Origin of the sequence: Gaetbulibacter sp. M240 (genome assembly GCF_043876815.1) — a bacterium.
Classification (GTDB): domain Bacteria; phylum Bacteroidota; class Bacteroidia; order Flavobacteriales; family Flavobacteriaceae; genus Gaetbulibacter_A.
Window position 1 is genome coordinate 170360 of record NZ_JBAWKA010000005.1, and the last position, 20763, is coordinate 191122.

The following is a 20763-nucleotide window of genomic DNA, read 5'->3' on the forward strand; positions in this document are numbered from 1 at the left end:
TCAGGTGTTTTGTCGAAACCTTTTTGATGTTATTTTATTGAAAATTGAAAACAAATACTTTAAATGTGTTGAACTGGGTAGTTTTATTTAAATTAGTGACCTTAATCGTACACTTATGATAGAACTTGCAGGAATTATTATATTAGGAATCTTGGCCCAATGGGTAGCTTGGAAATTTAAAATACCAGCAATTCTGCCACTGATTCTAATAGGTCTGCTCGTAGGGCCCATATCGGCCACCTATATTTCGGAGGATGGCACCAAATGGATAGAGCCTATCTGGAATGGTAAAACAGGCTTGTTCCCCGGTGATGGTTTGTTTTACTTTGTTTCTCTTGCTATAAGTATTATTTTATTTGAAGGCGGGCTCACCTTGAAGCGATCAGAAATCAGGAATGTTGGTTCTGTAATCACAAAACTCATTACGCTGGGCTCAGCCGTTACCTTTTTTGGTGCAGGGATCATTGCCCAAATGATCTTTGGATTAGGCTGGCGATTATCCTTTTTATTTGCGGGTCTGGTGATAGTAACGGGTCCAACGGTAATAACACCCATATTGAGAAATATTCCTTTAAAAAAGGACCTCTCTGCCGTTTTAAAATGGGAGGGTATTTTAATCGACCCTATTGGCGCCTTGGTTGCCGTATTGGTTTTTGAATTTATTAGTGTTGAGGGCGACAGTGGTTTCACAAAAACAGCTTTAATCGAGTTTGGAAAAATTCTTTTATTCGGGATCACCTTCGGATTTACTTTTGCTCATGCCCTGGCCTTTTCAATCAACAGAAAATTCATTCCTCATTATCTTTTAAATGTTGTTTCATTATCTGCTGTTTTGCTCGTGTTTGTGGCCTCCGAAATGTTCGCTCATGAATCCGGATTACTTTCGGTTGTGGTTATGGGTATGGTTCTGGGTAATGGTAAATTAAAAAACATCAAGGAGCTTCTCTACTTTAAAGAATCTTTAAGCGTATTGCTTATTTCCATACTTTTTATTCTTCTGGCAGCCAACATTAATATGGAGGACCTGATGTTGCTATACACATGGAAGACGCTTACATTGTTCGCTTGTATTGTTTTTCTTTTACGACCGTTAGCCGTATTCCTGAGTACCTTGGGTTCTAAAATGAAATTAAACGAAAAACTATTTATCAGTTGGGTAGGGCCACGTGGTATTGTAGCTGCGGGGATCGCATCGCTGTTTGGCAGCAAGCTAATGCGCCAGGGTGTTGACGGCGCTGAATATATTACGCCTCTAGTTTTCATGGTCGTGTTGGGAACCGTACTGCTTAATGCTACAACAGCGCGGATGTTTGCTAAAATCGTGGGTGTTTTCCTCACGAAGTCGGAAGGTATTTTAATCGTTGGGGCGGCTAAATTTTCAAGATTAATAGCCCATTACTTAGAACAAAACGGACGTCATGTGGTCTTGATTGACAGTAATGAAAAAAATATTGAGAAAGCGAGGGAATTAGGCTTAGAGGCTTTAACCACTAATATTTATTCAGACACATTACTGGATAATATTGAGTTGAACGATATGGGTTATTTAATGGCGTTGACAGGAAATACAGATATTAACAAATACGCCATTGATAAGTTTGGAGAACATTTTGGTGAAAACGGTTCTTTCAGACTGGTAACTACCCAAGAGATGTTGGATAAATCGAACTCTCCTAAAGAAGGGTTGTTTTCTCATAATGATGATTTTAATAGCCTAACGGAAGTAACCAGAAAGAATCCTTCTATCCAGGAGATCGATCTGGAAGATAAAGCCCATTATAAACAACTCATTGAAGCCACCAACAAGGATAATGATATTATTCCTTTGTTCATTAAAGACAAAGAAGGTGTATTGCATATTATTTCATCCTATAATTTGAAAACGATGGAGGGTATTGGTGAAGGCTTTCAGTTGGTGTATTTAGGAAAGCCGCTGGATGTAGAAAAGGCTGCACCAGATAATTAAAAATTAAAAAAGCTCAGGAATTATCCTGAGCTTTTTATTTTATTAAGGCTACTTGATTGAATTACATAATATGGATATCATTAAAATCCTTATGTACTTCCAGTACATTATCACCGTTTAGTTTCAAATCTTTAAAGGAGTATTCCACCTTGTCAATTTGAACTTTTTTAATTTTGAAAGGCAGGCCATGAAGTTTTAGCTTGAACGTTTCATAAGGAGCTGTATATTTTCCAGATTTATGCTGATGGATAATAAGCTCATTCTTTTTTCCTTGTAAAGAAAAGTTCCTTAAACTATAACGTCCTTTGATGTAATCATAACCATCATGAGCATCTTCATAAACTTGCGACGCTTCTTTACCTTCTTTAAAATAAACATCAATTGTTAATTCCTCGATCTCCTTTTCACCCACATATTGTTGTACAGGGTATTTTGGGATCATGGCACCGGCTTTTACAAAAACAGGCATACTGTCTAGGTCGGCATCAACCCATAATTCCTGACCACCGGTAACAAGTTCATCGGTCCACCAATTATACCAGTCTCCCATAGGGAAATACATGCGTCGCCCTTTAGCGTTAGGTTCGTTAATTGGACAAGCTAATATTTTTTCACCAAAAATAAATTCATCATTACGATAATGCGTATGCGAATCATGCTGATCGTACAATACTAAAGATTTTAATATTGGAATACCCTCTTCAGCGTAGCGCCAAAAAGCAGTATACAAATAGGGTAGAAGCTGATAACGTAATTCGATGAACTTTCGAACCACATTTGTAATATTTTCCCCAAAGGCCCAAGGCTCCTGATCACCGTGATCTCCGGAAGAATGGGTTCTACAAAAAGGATGGAATACACCTAATTGAATCCAACGGGCATAAAGTTCGCCATTAGGTTGTTCGGCAAAGCCACCAATATCAGACCCTATAAATGAAAACCCAGACATACACATGCGTTGTGCTTGCAGGTTGGCAATACTAAGGTGTTCCCAAGTTGCCACATTATCGCCAGTCCAGCTGGAGGTATAGCGTTGAGTTCCAGAATAAGCAGCGCGCGTAATAACGAAAGGTCGTTTTGGATATGAGAACTTTTTTAAGCCCTGATAAGTAGCGCGGGCCATTTGCATCCCGTAAATGTTATGGGCCTTTCGGTGACTACATGGGTTACCTTCATAATCGTGACGAACATCATTAGGAAAGGTCTTTCCGGGCACTTCCATTACGGCAGGCTCGTTCATGTCGTTCCAAACACCTTTAACACCAATTTCTTCCACTAATTCTCTGAAAAGATCGGACCACCAATCACGCACTTCCGGATTTGTAAAATCCGGGAAATAACATTCTCCGGGCCAAACTTTACCTTTCATGTAAGGGCCGTCAGCACGTTTGCAGAAATAATCGTTTTCTAAAGCCTCTTTGAACACCTCGTAATCGTGATCAATTTTGATTCCGGGATCAATAATAACAATGGTTTTAAAGCCATCTTCTCTAAGCTCTTTTACCATGCGTTTAGGATCCGGAAAGTATTCCTTGTTCCAGGTAAAACAACGGAACCCTTCCATATAATCAATATCCAGATAAATAGCGTCACACGGGATTTTTAAGTCCCTAAATTTTTTGGCAATATCTTTAACCTTGGATTCTGGATAGTAACTCCATTTACACTGGTGGTATCCTAGCGTCCAAAGGGCCGGTAACTCATGTGGTTTTCCAGTTAAATCGGTATAATTTGCAACCACTTCAGACATTTCTGGACCGTAAATAAAATAGTAGTTCATTTCACCACCTTGCGCCCAAAAACTTGTGATATTCCGACGTTCCTGACAAAAGTCGAAAAAGCTTCTAAAAGTATTATCGAAAAATATACCGTAAGCTTTTTTGTGATGCAGCGCCGTGTAGAATGGGATGGCTTTATAGATCGGGTCGGTATCTTTTCCGTAGGCATAGGAATCTGTTACCCAGTTTTCAAAACGTTTGCCCTTAAGGTTGTTATCAACGGGTTTATCGCCAAGGCCATAATAACTTTCGCCCTCCTGAGCAACCTTAGACATTTTCACAATATCGCCACCAAACTCATAACTTTCTTCCCAGTGAAAACCTAATTCATCTTGGCAAATAAGTGAATTGTCTTTAGCATCGTATATGGCGTTTCGAAGATCAGCCTTAAAAACGTGACAAATTAATTTTGAGGTGGTAATAACATATTTATCTTCTTCTTCGGCTACTTCAAGGTGGTTATAACCTCTACTCGCATATTTTGTAATGGCATAGGAAAAATCATTTTCAAAAATCCCTGTAGTTGTATATCTAAAACGTAGTACGCTGTCTCGGATAATGGTAATGTGAAGAATCACACCATTTTCTGTGGTAAAGGAAAGAACATCCAAATCTTTTTGATAAGAGGAGACTTGGGATGGAAACATGTTTCCTTTGTATTCTAACTCCGTGTTTATAATCATAATTCTAGCAATTAAATAATTTACGAAAGTACTAAAACAATTAAATTTTAAACGTAGTTATTTTACAAAAAAAGCATGATTTCGTTACATAAAATCAAAATATTAAGGGGGTTAGTTAAATTTAATGCAAGGGTGTTATTTATTGTACTTAAAAATTGTAACCGAAAGAGGCGGAATGGTTATTTTTGCCGAAAATGGTTTTCCATTCCAATCTTTTTTTGATGCCGAGATCATTTTTTTGTTGGAAACACCGCTACCACCGTATTTTTTAAGATCACTATTAAAGATCTCTTTGAGTTTTCCGTCTTGCGGAAGTCCTATAGCGTATTTCTCGTGCATAGAAGGCGTAAAGTTACAAACCACAACCACGTCATTTTCGGGGTCATTTCCTTTACGGATGTAGGCCATCACTGAATTTTCCTGATCGCCAAAGCTGATCCACTCAAAACCTTCATTAGTAAAGCCTTTTTCAAACAAGGCAGGGTGTGAGGTATAGAATTTGTTGAGGTCTTTAAAAAAGGTTTGCAGGTCTTTATGTGGCTTAAAGTCGAGGAGGTTCCAATCTAAACTACCCTGAAAGTTCCATTCATTATATTGCCCGATTTCACCACCCATGAATAGTAATTTTGTTCCGGGATGGGTAAACATATAGGCGTATAGTGCTCTGGCGTTGGCAAAGCGTTGCCAATCGTCGCCTGGCATTCGTCCTAAAATAGAATTTTTCCCGTATACGACTTCGTCATGAGACAGTGGCAGCATAAAGTTTTCTGAGAAGGCATAGGCCAAACTAAACGTAATATCGTTTTGATGGTATTTGCGGTATACAGGATCTTTCTGAAAATATTCCAATGTATCGTGCATCCAACCCATCATCCATTTCATTCCAAAACCTAAACCACCTAAAAACACGGGCTTAGAAACACCTGGAAAAGCTGTAGATTCTTCAGCAATGGTTTGCACATCTGGATATTCTCCGTAAACCGCTTCGTTCATTTCTTTTAAAAAGGCAATGGCATCCAGATTTTCGCGACCCCCATATTCATTAGGCTCCCATTGGCCGTCTTCGCGGGAATAATCAAGGAATAGCATGGAGGCTACGGCATCTACCCGAAGTCCGTCAGCATGATATTGATCCAACCAGAACAAAGCGTTACTAATGAGAAAAGATTTTACTTCATTTCTACCGTAATTAAAGATCAAACTTTTCCAATCTTGATGATACCCTTTTCTTGGGTCGGGGTGCTCGTATAAATTCGATCCGTCAAAAAACCCTAAACCATGGGCATCTTCAGGAAAATGGGAGGGAACCCAATCTAAAATAATCCCAATATCATTTTGGTGTAATTTATCAACAAGTTCTTTAAATTCTTCCGGATAACCGAAGCGTGAGGTTGGTGCAAAATAGCCCGTTATTTGATAACCCCATGAAGGATCATATGGAAACTCCATAATGGGCATTAATTCCACGTGAGTGAAATTCATTTCTTTAAGATAACTCACCAATTCATCAGCTAATTCATGATAGGATAGAAAGCGGTTTTCCTCTACCTGTTTCTTCCAGGATCCTAAATGTACTTCGTAAACGGAATAAGGTGCATCCAGTGCATTATGTTTTTTTCGTTTTTTCATCCAAGCACTATCTTCCCATTTATAAGTATCATCCCAAACAATAGAAGCTGTACTTGGTGGGTGTTCACAACGACGCGCATAAGGATCGGCCTTTTCGGTTTTGATATCATTATTATGACTCTGGATCTTATACTTATAGAGGTTTCCTTTCCCAACACCCGGAATAAAACCTTCCCAGATCCCGCTGGCATCCCAACGCACCATGAGCTGATGTTCTCCTTCAATCCAGTAATTGAAATCCCCAACAACAGAAACCGACTTCGCACTAGGCGCCCAAACGGCAAAATAGGTGCCTTTTTCCCCGTCTAGGGTCGTAATATGCGACCCAAACTTTTCGTAAAGCCGGTAATGTTTACCACTTTTGAAAAGGTTGATATCGAAATCTGTGAATAAGCTATGAGGTTTAACTTGTGCCATACTAATGATTTAAAATGTTAGAAATTCCTTTTAAAGGAATAATAGCCCATTTCGGGCGTGAATTAAGCTCGTAACCTAATTCGTAAACTGCTTTTTCAAGCAAACAATATTTTAATAAAAACAATCGCTCCTGGTTATAACCAATATTTAAATTGGCATTCTGTGTCTCGGTAACATAGGTTCCTAAAAATAGACCTGTAATATAGCTATATAAAATTTCACCGGCATCAAATAACTCATCTAATGGATAAGGATAAGAATCTTGGTTATTGAAAATAGTGGCGTAAATAGCATAATGAAATGAGCGAAACAAACCGGCAACATCCTTTAGTGGAGGTTGTTTTACCTTACGATCTCTAATGGTGCTTTCGGGCTCCCCTTCAAAATCTAAAATAAAGAAATCGTTGTCCTTCACCAGAATTTGGCCTAAGTGATAATCGCCGTGAATACGAAGGCGCTCGCCCTTCAATTTGGTCCAGTCAAAATCCACAAAGCGCTCACGAATGGTATTCTTCTTATTCAAAAACTCCTTGGCTAGATCTAAGGCCATGCCCTCCAGTTTGTGCAAATTATTCTCGATTAAGTTGAGTCGGTTTTGAAACTGATAAAGCATTTTATTTTTTAACCATACTGTATAATCACCATTGTAATGTGTTGGGGTGAACGCGGTTTCCTCAAATTCTGAGCCTAAAGCGATATGCATCTCTGCCGTGCGTTTTGCCAGGGTTTGAACTTGTAGAAATAAATGCAGCCCTACCCAATCAATGATCTGCGGCGGGATATCAGCAATATTAAGCTGCTGGTATAGCGCTGTGCGCGGCAATTGGGCAACATTTAAATTCTTGTATTCTAAATTACTGAACACCTTGTGTAATTCTTTGAGCATGTAATCCCAGGCGTCACCTTCATTTGGGATCATTTCCTGCATTAAAGCAATGGTAATGGTCACTTGTTTAGCATCCACAAGGTTGATACTTCCCAAATACGATGGGGTATTTTTAAACTCCTTTTTCTCGGACAAAAACCGGCTCATTTCATAGTCGGGATTCTTATCGGCAAAAATGCGTCTAAAGAATTTCAGAACGTATTTATCATTATAAATGATAGACGTATTACTTTGTTCCAGACCCATAAAACGCGAACTTTCATAGGCTTTTGCTTTTAAGGCTAAACTTTTATGATAGCGCACCTTGGTTGTATCTTTTGGTAAAGCGGTTAAAATACGCTCAAAGACGAGCTGACGGAACGCTTCTAAATTGATAGCGTCAATGATAAAGCCATCTTGGTTCTTTATACTTATGGGTAAAATCCGATCCTTTTGAGCAAAATCTTCGTCGGTTACAAATGCAATAGGTAAAAAATAATGCTGGTAAAAGGCTTCTTCAAAATTTACCTCCAGGATCAAACCAAAATACACTTCTCCGTTCTGTTGAATTTTAAAATATTCAGCTAGCTCGATGTATTTTAATTTGCTGGCTTTTCCGCCATACCAGCGTTGTTTGGTAATATAATCGCTAAGGACATCCGACAAGAAACTTTTAACAAACCCTGTATTTTCCAACAAGAGTTCCCAATCATCATCAAAATGAAGATCGGTTTTAAGTGTTATTTTCTCATCGCTTTTCGACATCTTATTTAATTATTTTAAAGATATGAAATGGCAGTGTAGGATGTAATTCTACGAAATTCCATTCGCCCCTCCAACTGTAGCGATTATTTGTTATAAGGTCTTGTACCTCAAAGGTCTGGTCGTGCTTGATGCCCATTTGATTTAGAGGTACTTGAACAGTTCCCTGTTGCATACTGAAATCATCTAAACTAATCACAATTAAAAGCTGATTGCTTTTACTGTCATTCCACTTGTAAAAGGCTAAGAGGTTGTTATTTTCAACATAACAAAAGTTGATATTATTGGTTTGCTGTAGGGCTTCATTGTCCCTGCGGATGTGATTGACCTTAGTGATCACAGTGCTCACTTTATTTTCTTTGGACCAGTCGTATTTGGTGAATTGAAATTTTTCTGAATTCATATATTCTTCACGACCCAATAAGGCCTCCGAGATCATGTATTCGTATACCGGACCATAGATACCGATCGAAGAACTGAGCGTTGCTGCTAGAACGTAACGCTGAATATGTTTAGCCTCATTAGCGCCTTGCAAATGAAACGGATTAATATCGGGCGTATTGGGCCAGAAATTAGGTTGCATATATTCGCGTAATTCTGTTTTGGTCAGTTCCTCAACATATTCTGTAAGCTCATGTTTATTATTTCGCCAGGTAAAATAGGTGTACGATTGGGTATAACCCTGTTTAGCGAGTTGCTGCATCACTTTTGGTGCTGTAAATGCTTCCGCGAGAAAGATCACATCGGGATGTTTTGCTTTTACTTGTGTTATGATCCAATTCCAAAAATAGAAGGGTTTGGTGTGTGGATTATCGACGCGGAATATTTTAATACCACAATCGATCCAGAACATAAGAATGTCTAGACATTCCTTCCATAGATTTTCGTAATCGGTACTTTCCCAGTAAATGGGTAAAATATCCTGGTATTTTTTCGGTGGGTTTTCGGCGTATTGTACTGTACCATCGGGGCGCCATTTAAACCAAGCCGGATGGTCTTTTACCCACGGATGATCGGGCGCGGCCTGTAAGGCATAATCCATAGCGATCTCCATACCGTGTTCCTTGGTTTTTTCTATGAGGTTTTTGAAATCTTCCAATGACCCCAATTGCGGGTGTATGGCCTTATGACCACCGTATTGTGAACCAATGCCCCAGGGCGAACCTACATCGCCTTCTTTGGCCTCAGTAGTATTATTTTTACCTTTCCGATTAACTTCTCCGATAGGGTGAACTGGGGGCAAATATACCGTATCAAATCCCATTTTTTGTATCCGTGGCAATAAGCGTTCACAATCTTTAAAGGTGCCATGCACGCCTTCTTGTTCTCCCGCTGAACGCGGAAAAAACTCATACCAGGTACTAAACCTTGCTTTCTTTCGATCTACATAAACCTGGTATTCGATAGAGTTGTTGGCCAGGTCCTTCTCAGGAAACTCAAAGAACAAATGATGTAAACGAGTGCTCATAGCTTCTTTAACAGCCTCATCGTAATGCTGTTCATCCTGAAAAATATTGATCAAATGGTCGAGATAGAACCCGTCGTTTTCCTGACACTGTGTTTTTATAGCCTGTAAAAAGGCAACCCCTTCCAAAAGCTCTGATTTAACATACTGACCGTCTTCAATTTTACGTTCTATACCATGCTGCCAATTCAGGGCATGGTCTACCCAGGCTTCTACTTTATAGTTATAATAACCTTGCTTTTCCACGGTAAAGGCAGCGATCCATTCGTCATTAACATCCAGTGTCATTCGCGTTTCTCGCCATTTTTTTTCTTTTTCGTGTTTGAATAATACCGACGCGCCCAGAACATCATGGCCATCGGCCAAAATAAAAGCACGAACATTAACGATTTCATTAACAACACGCTTAATAAAGAATAAGCCATTGTTAACACTGGGAGATACGTAATCTATAACAACCCTTTTTTGATTCATTTTTGGTTTAGTTAGTAAGAGGTAATAAAATGAGTTTAATCGTTTGCAGTTTCCTTATTCAATAACAAATCCTTTAGGGATCACCGCATCCTTTTTGATCACGACGATACCATCCTTAACAAAATAAGTATCTGTTTCGGTGTTTTCCAAATGCGGACCGCCATTAATGCGCACATCGTCGCCAATGCGAACATTCTTATCAATGATCGCATTTTTAATAAAGCAGCGTTCGCCAATACCAATAAGAATTTCGATGTGGTTACTATTAATTTCCTCTAAAGACTCGTAATAATCGCTACCCATCACATAGGTGTTTATAATGGTGCTTTCCGCTCCAATACGTGAGCGTATACCAATAACGGAACGTTCAATTTTAGCAGCACTGATGATACAACCTTCAGCAATTACGGCATGATCCAGATTGGTGCCCGCCATCTTTGTGGTTGGCAGGATACGCGCTCTGGTATAGATGCGTTTCTTTTTATCGTAGAGATCAAAACGCGGCATGTTTTCAGTAAGCTCTATATTGGCCTCAAAGAAAGAATCAATATTTCCGATATCGGTCCAGTAGCCTTCGTACTGGTAGCTTAAGGTTTTGTGTTTTGAAATACTTTGTGGTATAATTTCCTTACCAAAATCATTGGTATCCTTATTCTCCATAAGACTAATTAGCAGGTCGCGGTTGAAGATATAAATTCCCATCGATGCCAGATAATGACGTTCCTGACTTTTCATTTCGTCACTCACCTCTGAGGTCCAGTCTGGCAATAAACTTGCGTCCGGTTTTTCAATAAAAGAGGTCACAACATTATTCTCATCCGATTTCATAATTCCAAACTCTGTAGCTTCTTTAGCACTCACAGGAATGGTAGCGATGGAAATCTCAGCATTACTCGCTTCGTGAGCCTTGATCATTTCTTCATAATCCATCTGATACAATTGATCTCCTGATAGAATCAAGGCGTATTTAAATTCATGGCGTAAAAAGTGATGCATGCTCTGACGCACCGCATCAGCAGTTCCCTGAAACCAGGTTTTATTTTCCGGGGTTTGTTCAGCAGCTAATACATCAACAAAAGCAGAACTAAAGAAACTAAAATGATAGGTGTTTTTGATATGTCGGTTCAGTGATGCTGAATTAAACTGGGTTAATACATACATCCTTTTTATATCGGAATTAATACAATTTGAAATAGGAATATCCACCAAGCGGTATTTCCCCGCAATAGGAACAGCGGGTTTTGAACGGTCTTTAGTTAGGGGATATAATCTGGAACCTTGTCCACCACCAAGTATGATGGCTAAAACGTTATCATTTATCATTTGTAGTTAGTTTTAGTTATTTTATATTGTTCTTAGGGTTAAATAATCGATTTGTAAAGATCGGCAGTTTGTTTGGCAATCGCAACCCAATCAAAGTAGTCTTCAACGCGTTTTCGACTGTTCTCCGCCATAGTGTCACGGAGGTCTTTATCACGAATGATGCGATTTATTCCGGCAGCCAGATCTTGCGAAAAATTATCCGGATTAATTGGTTCAAAAGGTGCTTCCTTTTGCTGTTCTAAGGGGACCAGAATCCCGGTTTCGTTGGGTACAACCACTTCCTTGATGCCACCAACAGCACTGGCCACTACAGGTGTTTTGCAGGCCATGGCTTCAATATTTATAATACCAAAAGGTTCATAAATAGACGGGCAGCAAAACACATCGGCGTGTGAATAAAGCTGGATCACCTGTTCTTTTTCAAGCATTTTATCTATCCAGATCACATTGTTACGGGTTTTCTTTACTTCGTTTACGCTATCCTCCATTTCCTTAGCGATCTCTTTGGTGTCCGGAGCTCCCGCACAAAGTACAATTTGAGTGTCCGGATCGATATATTTTATAGCGTTTACCAGATGAATGATTCCTTTTTGCCGCGTAATCCGTCCAACAAACAATACATAAGGTTTGTTTTTATCAATACCATAGGCGTCTAGAGTATCTGTTTTATCCGTAATATTATATTGTTGAAGATTGATCCCATTATAAATCACGCTCACTTTATTTGGGTCAACATTGAAATGCTTAAGGACATCTTCTTTGGTTTCTTCAGAAACTGCGATCACGGCATCCGCCATTTCAATAGCTGTTTTTTCTACCCAGGAAGAAGCATCATAACCACGCCCCAGCTGTTCACGTTTCCATGGGCGTAAGGGTTCTAGTGAATGGGTTGTGATCACTAATGGCGTACCATAGCACAATTTTGTGAGAATCCCGGCAAACTGCGCATACCAGGTGTGGCAATGTACCACATCGGCATCCACCGGGTCAGCATTCATTTGTATGCAGGTACTCAAGGTTTGAAAAACCGATTTAAGTTTGTCATCAGCATGGTTCAGCGCCGGATTTTCGAATGGAAATCCTTTAACGGTCAGGTTACCATCTTTAAGATCCTGATCGCCAAAACTCCTCACGTCAACATCCATAAGCTTTGCCAGTTCATCAGCAAGGTATTCAACATGAACTCCGGCTCCACCATAAACATAGGGTGGAAATTCTCTTGTATAAAACAATGTTTTCATCTACTGTAAGTTAGTTTTATTTCAATTGTTAGATCAGCCTCTCGGCAGTTATCTGTCACACCCAATATCATCTTCGGCTGGCATAATCCAAACTGAATTGATGGGAATTTCATAAATAACAATTGCTTTAAAAGCGCATCAAAATTGGAAAAAGCAGAACTTTAAAAAGGATGATCTTGCGCTGCGAAATGTTAATAACCCTAGAGGGGTGCAGCAAAACCTTTGGCCTGTGCCTTTTTAATCAAAACGGCGTATTCATCAGTGTTTTGTTGCGGTTTTAAATATTTTAGTACTTCGTTGTTATAAACATACGAAATATTTATAAACATTTTAGGGCCTATGACATTTTTCCATAAAATGTGGTAAATAAGGACAAAACCCTTTAATTTTCTAATAAAAGTGATGAAATTAAGGAAGGCGTTTAAAACCTTTTAATCATTTAGCTTTAAAACAGCCATGAAGGCTTGCTGTGGGATTTCAACATTACCCACTTGACGCATGCGTTTTTTACCTTTTTTCTGTTTTTCGAGAAGTTTACGCTTACGCGAAATATCGCCGCCATAACATTTGGCCGTAACATCTTTACGAAGTGCTTTGATGGTTTCTCTTGAAATGATCTTGGCTCCAACAGCTGCCTGAATAGGAATATCGAACTGTTGGCGCGGGATTAATTCTTTGAGTTTTTCGCACATTTTGCGTCCTATGGACTGCGCATTATCAGCATGGATCAAGGCAGACAAGGCGTCTACCGGTTGCGCATTCAATAAAATATCCAAGCGAACCAATTTTGAAGGTTTCAAACCAATAGGGTGGTAGTCAAAGGAGGCATAGCCTTTCGATACCGTTTTTAATCGATCGTAAAAATCGAAAACAATTTCCGCCAAAGGCATTTCAAAAGTAAGTTCCACACGCTCGGTGGTTAAATAGGTTTGATTTTTAATGATCCCACGTTTTTCAATACACAAGGACATCACGTTCCCTACAAAATCCGCTTTGGTAATAATCGTAGCTTTGATATAAGGTTCCTCAACGCGATTTAAAGTCGATGGATCGGGTAGGTCTGAAGGGTTATTTACGATTACAGGAACATCCACGTCTTTATTGGTGTAGGCCAGATACGATACGTTAGGCACGGTGGTAATTACCGTCATATCAAATTCGCGCTCCAAACGCTCCTGGATGATCTCCATATGCAGCATGCCTAGAAAACCACAACGGAAACCAAAGCCTAAAGCAGCAGAACTTTCCGGTTGAAACACTAAGGAGGCGTCATTCAATTGTAATTTTTCCATGGAGGCACGAAGGTCTTCGTAGTCTTCTGTGTCTACAGGATAGATTCCGGCGAAAACCATAGGTTTCACATCTTCAAAACCTTCTACAATATTCGTGGTTGGTTTTTCAAAATCGGTAATCGTATCACCTACCTTAACTTCCTTGGCGGTTTTAATACCGGTGATCAAATAACCAACATCTCCAGCCTTTACTGATTGTTTGGCCATTTGGCGAAGTTTTAAAGTACCCACTTCATCGGCATAATAATCTTTGCCTGTCGCAACAAACTTAATGTGTTGTCCTTTTTTGATCTCCCCGTTAATCACACGGAAATAGGTTTCTATTCCACGAAAAGTATTGTAAACCGAATCAAAGATGAGAGCTTGTAACGGGGCATTCGGGTCGCCTTTAGGTGCCGGAACACGCTCGATAATAGCCTTTAGAATATTATCAACACCAAAGCCCGTTTTCCCTGAGGCATGAATCACTTCTTCAGGATCACAGCCTAAAAGGTCTACAATATCATCGGTCACTTCCTCGGGATTCGCGCTAGGCAGATCCACTTTGTTCAGTACAGGAATAATTTCCAGATCATTTTCCAGAGCGAGGTATAAATTTGAAATGGTTTGCGCCTGAATACTTTGTGCTGCATCTACGATCAATAATGCACCTTCACAGGCGGCGATGGAACGGGATACTTCATAAGAAAAGTCAACGTGACCCGGTGTGTCGATGAGGTTAAGCACATAGGGCTGGCCTTCATAGACATAATCCATTTGAATGGCGTGCGATTTAATGGTAATACCACGCTCGCGCTCCAAATCCATATTATCCAATAGCTGGTCCTGCTTTTCGCGGTCGGTTACCGAACCGGTAAAATCCAACAGGCGATCGGCCAGGGTACTCTTACCGTGGTCAATATGCGCAATAATACAAAAGTTTCTTATGTACTTCATAAAGTAATCACAACCTCAAATTAGTTTGCAAATATAGCTGTTTTTATCTGGAATAATTTATTGATTTTATCTTAGCTTTCATGAATATTTTTGAATAATAATGTTGTAATCTTATCTGCGTCGAAATTGTAGTACTTTTAAGAGGAATCAAGAATCATTGCCATGCTAAAATCGAAAGAAGATATTCGTACCAAAATTCACCTGCTTATCTCTGTTTTTGTGGTCATTCCCGTGTCAATGGTTTATGGTTTTTTCCCAGAGGTGATGTTTCAGATTCCGGTAACGGAAATTAACGAGTTGAATAGCCTGAAAGCTTTAATGGGCGTGTATCTCGGTTTTTCATATTTATGGTTGTTAGGTGTTTTTAGGCCCCGGTTTTTAAAAGCGGCCTTAATTAGCAATGTGGCGTTTATGTTGGGTTTGGGAAGTGGTCGTTTACTGAGTCTTTTTCTTGATGGTTTCCCATCACCTCTGTTCACGGTTGGGACGGCTGGAGAGCTTATTTTAGGATTTTACGGACTTTCAGTGCTTTACAACGAAAAAAAGTAAGTGAATTTCAAAAATGCAGTACTTTTAAATGGCTATTAACCCTTTAACCACCTTTATGAGAACAACTTTACTTACTCTTCTTCTGTTTTTTAGCTTTTATTTCGGTCAGGCTCAAGTAACTACTGCGGTTGCAAAATATCTCTTAGATACTTCGGTATCTGAATCTTCTGGCCTGATCTATTATAATGGTAAGATCATAACGCATAACGATTCCGATGGAGCTGCTGCCTTGTACGAAATGGACCCCTCCGACCCAACCATTACCAGAACGGTAACTATAAATGGCGCTAATAATGTAGACTGGGAAGACATCACCCATGACGCCGATTATATTTATATTGGCGACATGGGTAATAACAGCGGTGATCGTGTCGATCTAAAAATATATAAGATCAGCAAGACCGATTACAATGCCTCGGATAGTGTCACCGCCGAAATCATTAATTTTAGCTATGCGAATCAATCGGATTTTACGTCTAACCCACAGGCGACACCTTGGGATGCTGAAACACTGATGGCTATAGATGCTAATAATTTACTAATCATCAGCAAGAACTGGGAAACGTTTGTGGCGCAAGCTTATCTAGTTTCCAAAACACCCGGAACCTATAGCGTATCGCCTTTAGCTTCCACCTTGTATGACACTAGTTTTCCAAACGATATCATTACGGGAGGTACGTATAATCCATTTACCAATAAGGTCTTTTTAATCGGTTACACCTGGAACACAAGTTCGTTAAATGTCTTACAGCCGTTTATTTATGACTGTAGCGGTTTTTCTGGAACAGATGTCTTTTCAGGAACCAATACCCGTTATGATATTTCGGGTTCTTCTTTAGGAAATTTTAGTTACGAACAAACAGAAGGTATTACTTATGTTGATGCTGATACCTATTTTGTAACTTCGGAATATTTTAGTGAATCGTATAGTATCTATACGCTTGAAGACACGGGGAAACTTATAGAAGTAACTACCAATGATGTTGCACTTTCGGTGGAGGATGTTAATTCCGAAATCTTTGAAATGTATCCTAATCCAACCAGAGGTATGGTGCTGATTAATACATCAAATGCCATGCAGGTAGAGGTATACAATATGCAAGCGCAACGCCTCATGAAAACTTATAGTAATACGGTTGATCTCAGTGCATTTCGCTCCGGGATGTATCTTTTCAAGATCACAGTAAATGACGGTCAGCCCGTTCTTAAAAAAGTATTAAAATACTAGGGCGCAAGCATCTGCTGCAATTTTAAATTAAAAAGCTTAATTTTGCGGCAAATTACAAACGCTTGGTAAAAATAGATCACATAGAACTGCCTGACTTCCCGTTGCTACTTGCACCGATGGAAGATGTGAGCGATCCACCGTTTCGCGCACTTTGTAAAGAGCAGGGTGCCGATGTGGTGTATACCGAGTTCGTGTCCAGTGAGGGCCTGATCCGCAATGCGGCCAAGAGCGTCATGAAGCTGGATATTTATGAAAAAGAACGTCCGGTAGGCATCCAGATCTTTGGAGCTAATTTGGAAAGTATGTTGCAAACCATTGATATCGTAGAGAAATCAAACCCTGATATTATCGATATTAATTTTGGATGCCCCGTTAAAAAAGTAGTGAGCAAAGGTGCCGGTGCCGGAATCTTAAAGGACGTCTGCCTGATGGAAAAACTCACGGCAGAAATGGTAAAGCGTACCAACCTGCCCATTACCGTAAAAACACGTTTGGGCTGGGATCATAATTCCATAAAAATTGTAGAAGTCGCCGAACGTTTGCAGGATGTAGGCTGTAAGGCCATATCCATTCACGGGCGCACTCGCGCGCAGATGTACAAAGGTGAGGCCGATTGGAAACCCATTGCTGCGGTAAAAAATAATCCACGCATGCATATTCCGGTATTTGGAAATGGCGATGTGGACAGCCCAGAAAAAGCGGCAGAGATGCGCGACAGTTACGGACTTGATGGCGCCATGATCGGGCGCGCCAGTATAGGTAATCCCTGGTTTTTTAAGCAGGTAAAACACTATTTTGAAACTGGCGAACATCTTCCGCCTATCCCTATGTATGAACGGGTGGAAGCCGCGCGCCGCCACCTACAAATGGCGATCGATTGGAAGGGTGAGATTCTAGGTGTGTTTGAAACCCGCCGCCACTATACCAACTATTTTAAAGGCATCCCGCACTTCAAGGAATACCGCACCAAAATGGTCACCAGCGACCACTCCGAAGACGTTTTTGCGGCCTTCGATGAGGTGCTTGAGAAGTTTGGGGATTATCAGTTTTCGGAATAATTTTTTGGGATCATTTTTGAGTTGTGATTCAGAGTGAAATTAAGAATCTTAGAGGTTGTGTTTCTTTAGATTCTTCCTTCGCTGATCTCCGTCTGAATGACAATAGTGGTTGTTTTGTAGTACTGTCATTCAGAGCGAAATACAATGAAGCGAAGAATCTCGCAGGAAATGTTTTTTAGATTCTTCCCTCGCTGCGCTTCGTCTGAATGACAGTGGTGGATTTTTTATTGTAGTGTCATTCAGAGCGTAATGCAATGAAGCGAAGAATCTCTAGTATTAAATTTCATCATTCAAAAACTTCCAAGATGGATTGAAACTAGTAATAAGATTATTCTTTTTTTCACGACTCCAGCCTTTTATTTCCTTTTCTCTTTTGATAGCATCTTCAATATCAAAATGGAGTTCATAGTAAACTAAATAATATACCTTGTACTTAGCCGAAAAAGCCTTGGAATCCGCTGTTGGATTTTGGTGAAAATAAAGGCGCTCTTTTAGGTTGTTTGTCACTCCGGTGTAAAGAACCGTTTTTGTTTTATTCGTAAGTAGGTAAACGTAATAGTTATGGGTTCCTTTAGGTTTCATTTTTTGAAGATAGTGAAAAAGAGAGATTCTTCCCTCGCTGCGCTCCGTCTGAATGACAAAGGTGCTCTGGTTTTTGTATTGTCATTCAGAGTGAAATGCAATGAAATGAAGAATCTTTCTGCTTCTATTTTTTAGATTCTTCAGTCGCGTTGCTCCTTCTGAATGACAATAATGGTTGTTTTGTAGTGCTGTCATTCAGAGTGAAATGCAATGAAGCGAATAATCTAAACCTTACAATTCCCTCTGATACAAATTGTAACTGGAAATCGTTAATTCTTTTTGCCCCACGTGTTCGAATCCAAGGGCTTCATAATACCGGCAAAGCCTCGGATTTCGGGCGTCCGCATCCAGTCGTAAATACCGACAGCCCTGAGCTTTGGCCTGTGTGGCAATAGCCTCAAGAATTTTAGCACCTAAACCTTGTCCGTTATAGGCGTCTTCCACAACCAGGGAATGCACATATTTTGCTTTTTCAGATTGTTGGCCCCAATACAACAGGTCCTCATCCAAAATACGAACCATCCCTATTCTGGTACCGGTTTCATTTTCAATAAAAAAATATTCCTTATTGCGAAGGCCCTCTTCAAGCCAGTCCAATTTTTCTTGTGGTGGGTTATGCCAGTACTGCCAATGATCTACATTTTTTTTGTGGATCTTTACGGCGGCGCGTTTGAAGACAGCCATAACTTCGGGTTGGTCTTTAGGGAATATTTGCCGGAAGGTGAATTGCATCTGGACTTGTTTTTTACGGATTTGTTGGATGGCAATATAGTTTAATTTTGAGATTTCTTAGTTCCTTTATTCATTCTGAATGACAAGAAGAGATTCTTCAGTCGCGATGTTCCTTCTGAATGACAGTGGTGGATTTTTTGTTGTAGTGTCATTCAGAGCGGAATGCAATGGAGCGAAGAATCTCAATGGGATTGTTTTATAGATTCTTCAGTCGCGATGCTCCCTCTGAATGACAGTAGTGGATTGTTTTTTAGATTCTTCCTGCGCTGCGCTTCGTCTGAATGACAGTGGTGGATTTTTTGTTGTATTGTCATTCAGAGTGAAATGTAATGGAGCGAAGAATCTTTCTACTTTTATTTTCTAGATTCTTCAGTCGCGATGCTCCTTCTGAATGACAGTAGTGGATTGTGTTTTTAAATTCTATTTCGCATTGATCCTCCCAATGACGGGGTTAAGCACGATGCCCGCAAGAGGGATTGCAGCGGCAGCTTTTGTAAAATTTCAACTTATGATTTTACAAAACTATAGCGGAAAGCCTGGTGACGGCTCGAGCGGGCACTTGCCCAAAACCTTATTGTCCGGAACTTACCAACCTTTTGGAAATACGTGCTGATGCGATCTTGGAGGCTATGATACCGAGCGCGACGATGGTGCCGAATACGATTAAAATATTTTCGGGTTTGATATTGACCGGGTAGGGCAGGCTGGGGGTGATCATGACAAGGCTGAAACGTTGCTGCAGCAGGATGAGGGTAAGGGCCAGAAGGAGGCCGAGGGCGCCACCAATGATGCTCATGAGGCTGCCTTGTAAAAAGAATATACGCCTGATGCTTTTTACGGTGGCGCCCAGATTGAATAGGGTGTTGAGGCTTTTCTTTTTGTCGAGCATCATCATGATAAGCGACCCGATGATATTGAAAAATGCAATGATTAGCACGAGCGTAAAAATGAGATATACGGCCAGGTTTTCGGTGTTGAGCATTTTGTACAGGGCATCGTTGAGCTGAGCGCGATTCTTTATAACAACCTGATTTCCGAGAATGGTTTGCAGTTCTTGCTTTACCAGATCTTCATCGGCTTCCGGGGTGAGTTGGAATTCAATGCCACTGATCTGATCGGGCTTATAGTTGAGTAATTTTTGGGTAAGCGACAGTGAGGCGAATACGTGGGAGTCGTCGAACTTATCATTAATAGTAAAGATACCTACGTTAAGGGTACGCACGGTATTAAAAGCATTTCGGGTGGAGGTGATTTGCCCCGTGCCGGGTTTTGGCACGTAAATATCGACAGGTTTGGCATAGTCGAGCACGCCGATGGACATATTGTTGGAGATGCCCCAGCCTACCATAATTTCGTTGCTTTCTGGTTCGATCCAATTGCCGTATTCAATAACGGAATCGATGGCTACCACATTTTGGAAATTCGCATCGACACCTTTTATTTGAGCCAAATAGTTTTTTTGATCGTAGTTTAATACAACGCGCTCTTCGATGATCTTGCTGTATTGGGCCACATCTTTCAGGCTATCCAGTTGTTGCAGTTGCTGGTTGGTAATAAAAAAAGATTTACCCGTTGCGGTTTCGGCTTTCAGATCGGGGTCGATGATACTGGTGAATTTTAGAGTGAAATCCTTGAGTCCGGCGAATCCGGAAAGAACGATAAACAGCGAGGCAGCACCCAGAATAATACCTGTAATGGCAATGTAGGTCATGACATTAATAGCATTATTACTGCTTTTGGAGCGCAGGTAGCGTTTGGCAATGTAATAGGATACATTCATGGG

Annotated in this window: 15 protein-coding genes; 5 read left to right on the plus strand and 10 right to left on the minus strand. The window is 40.2% G+C overall.

What is annotated here, in order from left to right; all coding sequences use genetic code 11:
* Positions 1 to 115: 115 nt before the first annotated feature.
* Entirely contained in the window at positions 116 to 1966 is a 1851-nt protein-coding gene (locus V8G61_RS13905) for a cation:proton antiporter (protein ID WP_394876482.1), read from the plus strand.
* 61 nt (positions 1967 to 2027) lie between these two features.
* Here the strand turns inward: V8G61_RS13905 and V8G61_RS13910 are convergent, their stop codons facing one another.
* From V8G61_RS13910 to lepA, 7 genes are all read right to left on the minus strand, one after another.
* On the minus strand, positions 2028 to 4427 hold the full coding sequence (locus V8G61_RS13910) for a glycoside hydrolase family 31 protein (RefSeq protein ID WP_394876483.1): 2400 nt from the start codon (positions 4425 to 4427) through the stop codon (positions 2028 to 2030).
* 135 nt (positions 4428 to 4562) lie between these two features.
* Positions 4563 to 6473 carry a 1,4-alpha-glucan branching protein GlgB gene (gene glgB, locus V8G61_RS13915; RefSeq protein WP_394876484.1) on the minus strand — a complete coding sequence of 637 codons (1911 nt, stop codon included), beginning with the start codon at positions 6471 to 6473 and terminating at the stop codon, positions 4563 to 4565.
* A gap of 1 nt (position 6474) precedes the next feature.
* Positions 6475 to 8103 (minus strand): trehalose synthase, encoded by a 1629-nt coding sequence (locus V8G61_RS13920; RefSeq protein ID WP_394876485.1) that lies wholly within the window; start codon positions 8101 to 8103, stop codon positions 6475 to 6477.
* 1 nt (position 8104) lies between these two features.
* Positions 8105 to 10039 (minus strand): alpha-1,4-glucan--maltose-1-phosphate maltosyltransferase, encoded by a 1935-nt coding sequence (locus tag V8G61_RS13925; RefSeq protein WP_394876486.1) that lies wholly within the window; start codon positions 10037 to 10039, stop codon positions 8105 to 8107.
* Positions 10040 to 10093: 54 nt separating this feature from the next.
* A complete protein-coding gene (locus V8G61_RS13930) occupies positions 10094 to 11362 on the minus strand; it encodes a glucose-1-phosphate adenylyltransferase (protein WP_394876487.1) in 1269 nt (422 codons plus the stop codon).
* A gap of 38 nt (positions 11363 to 11400) precedes the next feature.
* On the minus strand, positions 11401 to 12603 hold the full coding sequence (gene glgA / locus V8G61_RS13935; RefSeq protein ID WP_394876488.1) for a glycogen synthase: 1203 nt from the start codon (positions 12601 to 12603) through the stop codon (positions 11401 to 11403).
* 431 nt (positions 12604 to 13034) lie between these two features.
* On the minus strand, positions 13035 to 14831 hold the full coding sequence (gene lepA / locus V8G61_RS13940) for a translation elongation factor 4 (RefSeq protein WP_394876489.1): 1797 nt from the start codon (positions 14829 to 14831) through the stop codon (positions 13035 to 13037).
* A 162-nt stretch (positions 14832 to 14993) separates the two neighbouring features.
* Here lepA and V8G61_RS13945 point away from each other — a divergent pair, with 162 nt between their 5' ends.
* From V8G61_RS13945 to dusB, 3 genes are all read left to right on the plus strand, one after another.
* Positions 14994 to 15380, plus strand: coding sequence for a DUF4345 domain-containing protein (locus V8G61_RS13945; RefSeq protein WP_394876490.1), 387 nt, complete (start codon positions 14994 to 14996; stop codon positions 15378 to 15380).
* 55 nt (positions 15381 to 15435) lie between these two features.
* Positions 15436 to 16608, plus strand: coding sequence for a T9SS type A sorting domain-containing protein (locus V8G61_RS13950; protein WP_394876491.1), 1173 nt, complete (start codon positions 15436 to 15438; stop codon positions 16606 to 16608).
* Positions 16609 to 16670: 62 nt separating this feature from the next.
* The gene (gene dusB, locus V8G61_RS13955) at positions 16671 to 17666 is read left to right on the plus strand and encodes a tRNA dihydrouridine synthase DusB (RefSeq protein ID WP_394876492.1); all 996 of its coding nucleotides are present in this window, start codon (positions 16671 to 16673) and stop codon (positions 17664 to 17666) included.
* A gap of 276 nt (positions 17667 to 17942) precedes the next feature.
* Here the strand turns inward: dusB and V8G61_RS13960 are convergent, their stop codons facing one another.
* Together V8G61_RS13960 and V8G61_RS13965 are read right to left on the minus strand one after the other, a co-directional pair.
* On the minus strand, positions 17943 to 18248 hold the full coding sequence (locus V8G61_RS13960; protein ID WP_394876493.1) for a GIY-YIG nuclease family protein: 306 nt from the start codon (positions 18246 to 18248) through the stop codon (positions 17943 to 17945).
* A gap of 231 nt (positions 18249 to 18479) precedes the next feature.
* Positions 18480 to 18980 carry a GNAT family N-acetyltransferase gene (locus tag V8G61_RS13965; RefSeq protein ID WP_394876494.1) on the minus strand — a complete coding sequence of 167 codons (501 nt, stop codon included), beginning with the start codon at positions 18978 to 18980 and terminating at the stop codon, positions 18480 to 18482.
* A 79-nt stretch (positions 18981 to 19059) separates the two neighbouring features.
* Here V8G61_RS13965 and V8G61_RS13970 point away from each other — a divergent pair, with 79 nt between their 5' ends.
* A complete protein-coding gene (locus V8G61_RS13970; protein ID WP_394876495.1) occupies positions 19060 to 19182 on the plus strand; it encodes a hypothetical protein in 123 nt (40 codons plus the stop codon).
* 369 nt (positions 19183 to 19551) lie between these two features.
* Here the strand turns inward: V8G61_RS13970 and V8G61_RS13975 are convergent, their stop codons facing one another.
* On the minus strand, positions 19552 to 20760 hold the full coding sequence (locus V8G61_RS13975; RefSeq protein ID WP_394876496.1) for an ABC transporter permease: 1209 nt from the start codon (positions 20758 to 20760) through the stop codon (positions 19552 to 19554).
* Positions 20761 to 20763: the final 3 nt, after the last annotated feature.

Excerpts from the sequence above, each read along its gene's own strand:
- lepA (WP_394876489.1), bottom strand. The coding sequence starts at position 14,831 with ATGAAGTACATAAGAAACTTTTGTATTATTGCGCATATTGACCACGGT.
- V8G61_RS13930 (WP_394876487.1), bottom strand. The coding sequence starts at position 11,362 with ATGATAAATGATAACGTTTTAGCCATCATACTTGGTGGTGGACAAGGT.
- V8G61_RS13960 (WP_394876493.1), bottom strand. The coding sequence starts at position 18,248 with ATGAAACCTAAAGGAACCCATAACTATTACGTTTACCTACTTACGAAT.
- V8G61_RS13950 (WP_394876491.1), top strand. The coding sequence starts at position 15,436 with ATGAGAACAACTTTACTTACTCTTCTTCTGTTTTTTAGCTTTTATTTC.
- V8G61_RS13905 (WP_394876482.1), top strand. The coding sequence starts at position 116 with ATGATAGAACTTGCAGGAATTATTATATTAGGAATCTTGGCCCAATGG.
- V8G61_RS13975 (WP_394876496.1), bottom strand. The coding sequence starts at position 20,760 with ATGAATGTATCCTATTACATTGCCAAACGCTACCTGCGCTCCAAAAGC.
- V8G61_RS13920 (WP_394876485.1), bottom strand. The coding sequence starts at position 8,103 with ATGTCGAAAAGCGATGAGAAAATAACACTTAAAACCGATCTTCATTTT.
- V8G61_RS13970 (WP_394876495.1), top strand. The coding sequence starts at position 19,060 with ATGACAAGAAGAGATTCTTCAGTCGCGATGTTCCTTCTGAATGACAGT.
- V8G61_RS13965 (WP_394876494.1), bottom strand. The coding sequence starts at position 18,980 with ATGCAATTCACCTTCCGGCAAATATTCCCTAAAGACCAACCCGAAGTT.
- glgB (WP_394876484.1), bottom strand. The coding sequence starts at position 6,473 with ATGGCACAAGTTAAACCTCATAGCTTATTCACAGATTTCGATATCAAC.
- V8G61_RS13925 (WP_394876486.1), bottom strand. The coding sequence starts at position 10,039 with ATGAATCAAAAAAGGGTTGTTATAGATTACGTATCTCCCAGTGTTAAC.
- V8G61_RS13910 (WP_394876483.1), bottom strand. The coding sequence starts at position 4,427 with ATGATTATAAACACGGAGTTAGAATACAAAGGAAACATGTTTCCATCC.
- glgA (WP_394876488.1), bottom strand. The coding sequence starts at position 12,603 with ATGAAAACATTGTTTTATACAAGAGAATTTCCACCCTATGTTTATGGT.
- V8G61_RS13945 (WP_394876490.1), top strand. The coding sequence starts at position 14,994 with ATGCTAAAATCGAAAGAAGATATTCGTACCAAAATTCACCTGCTTATC.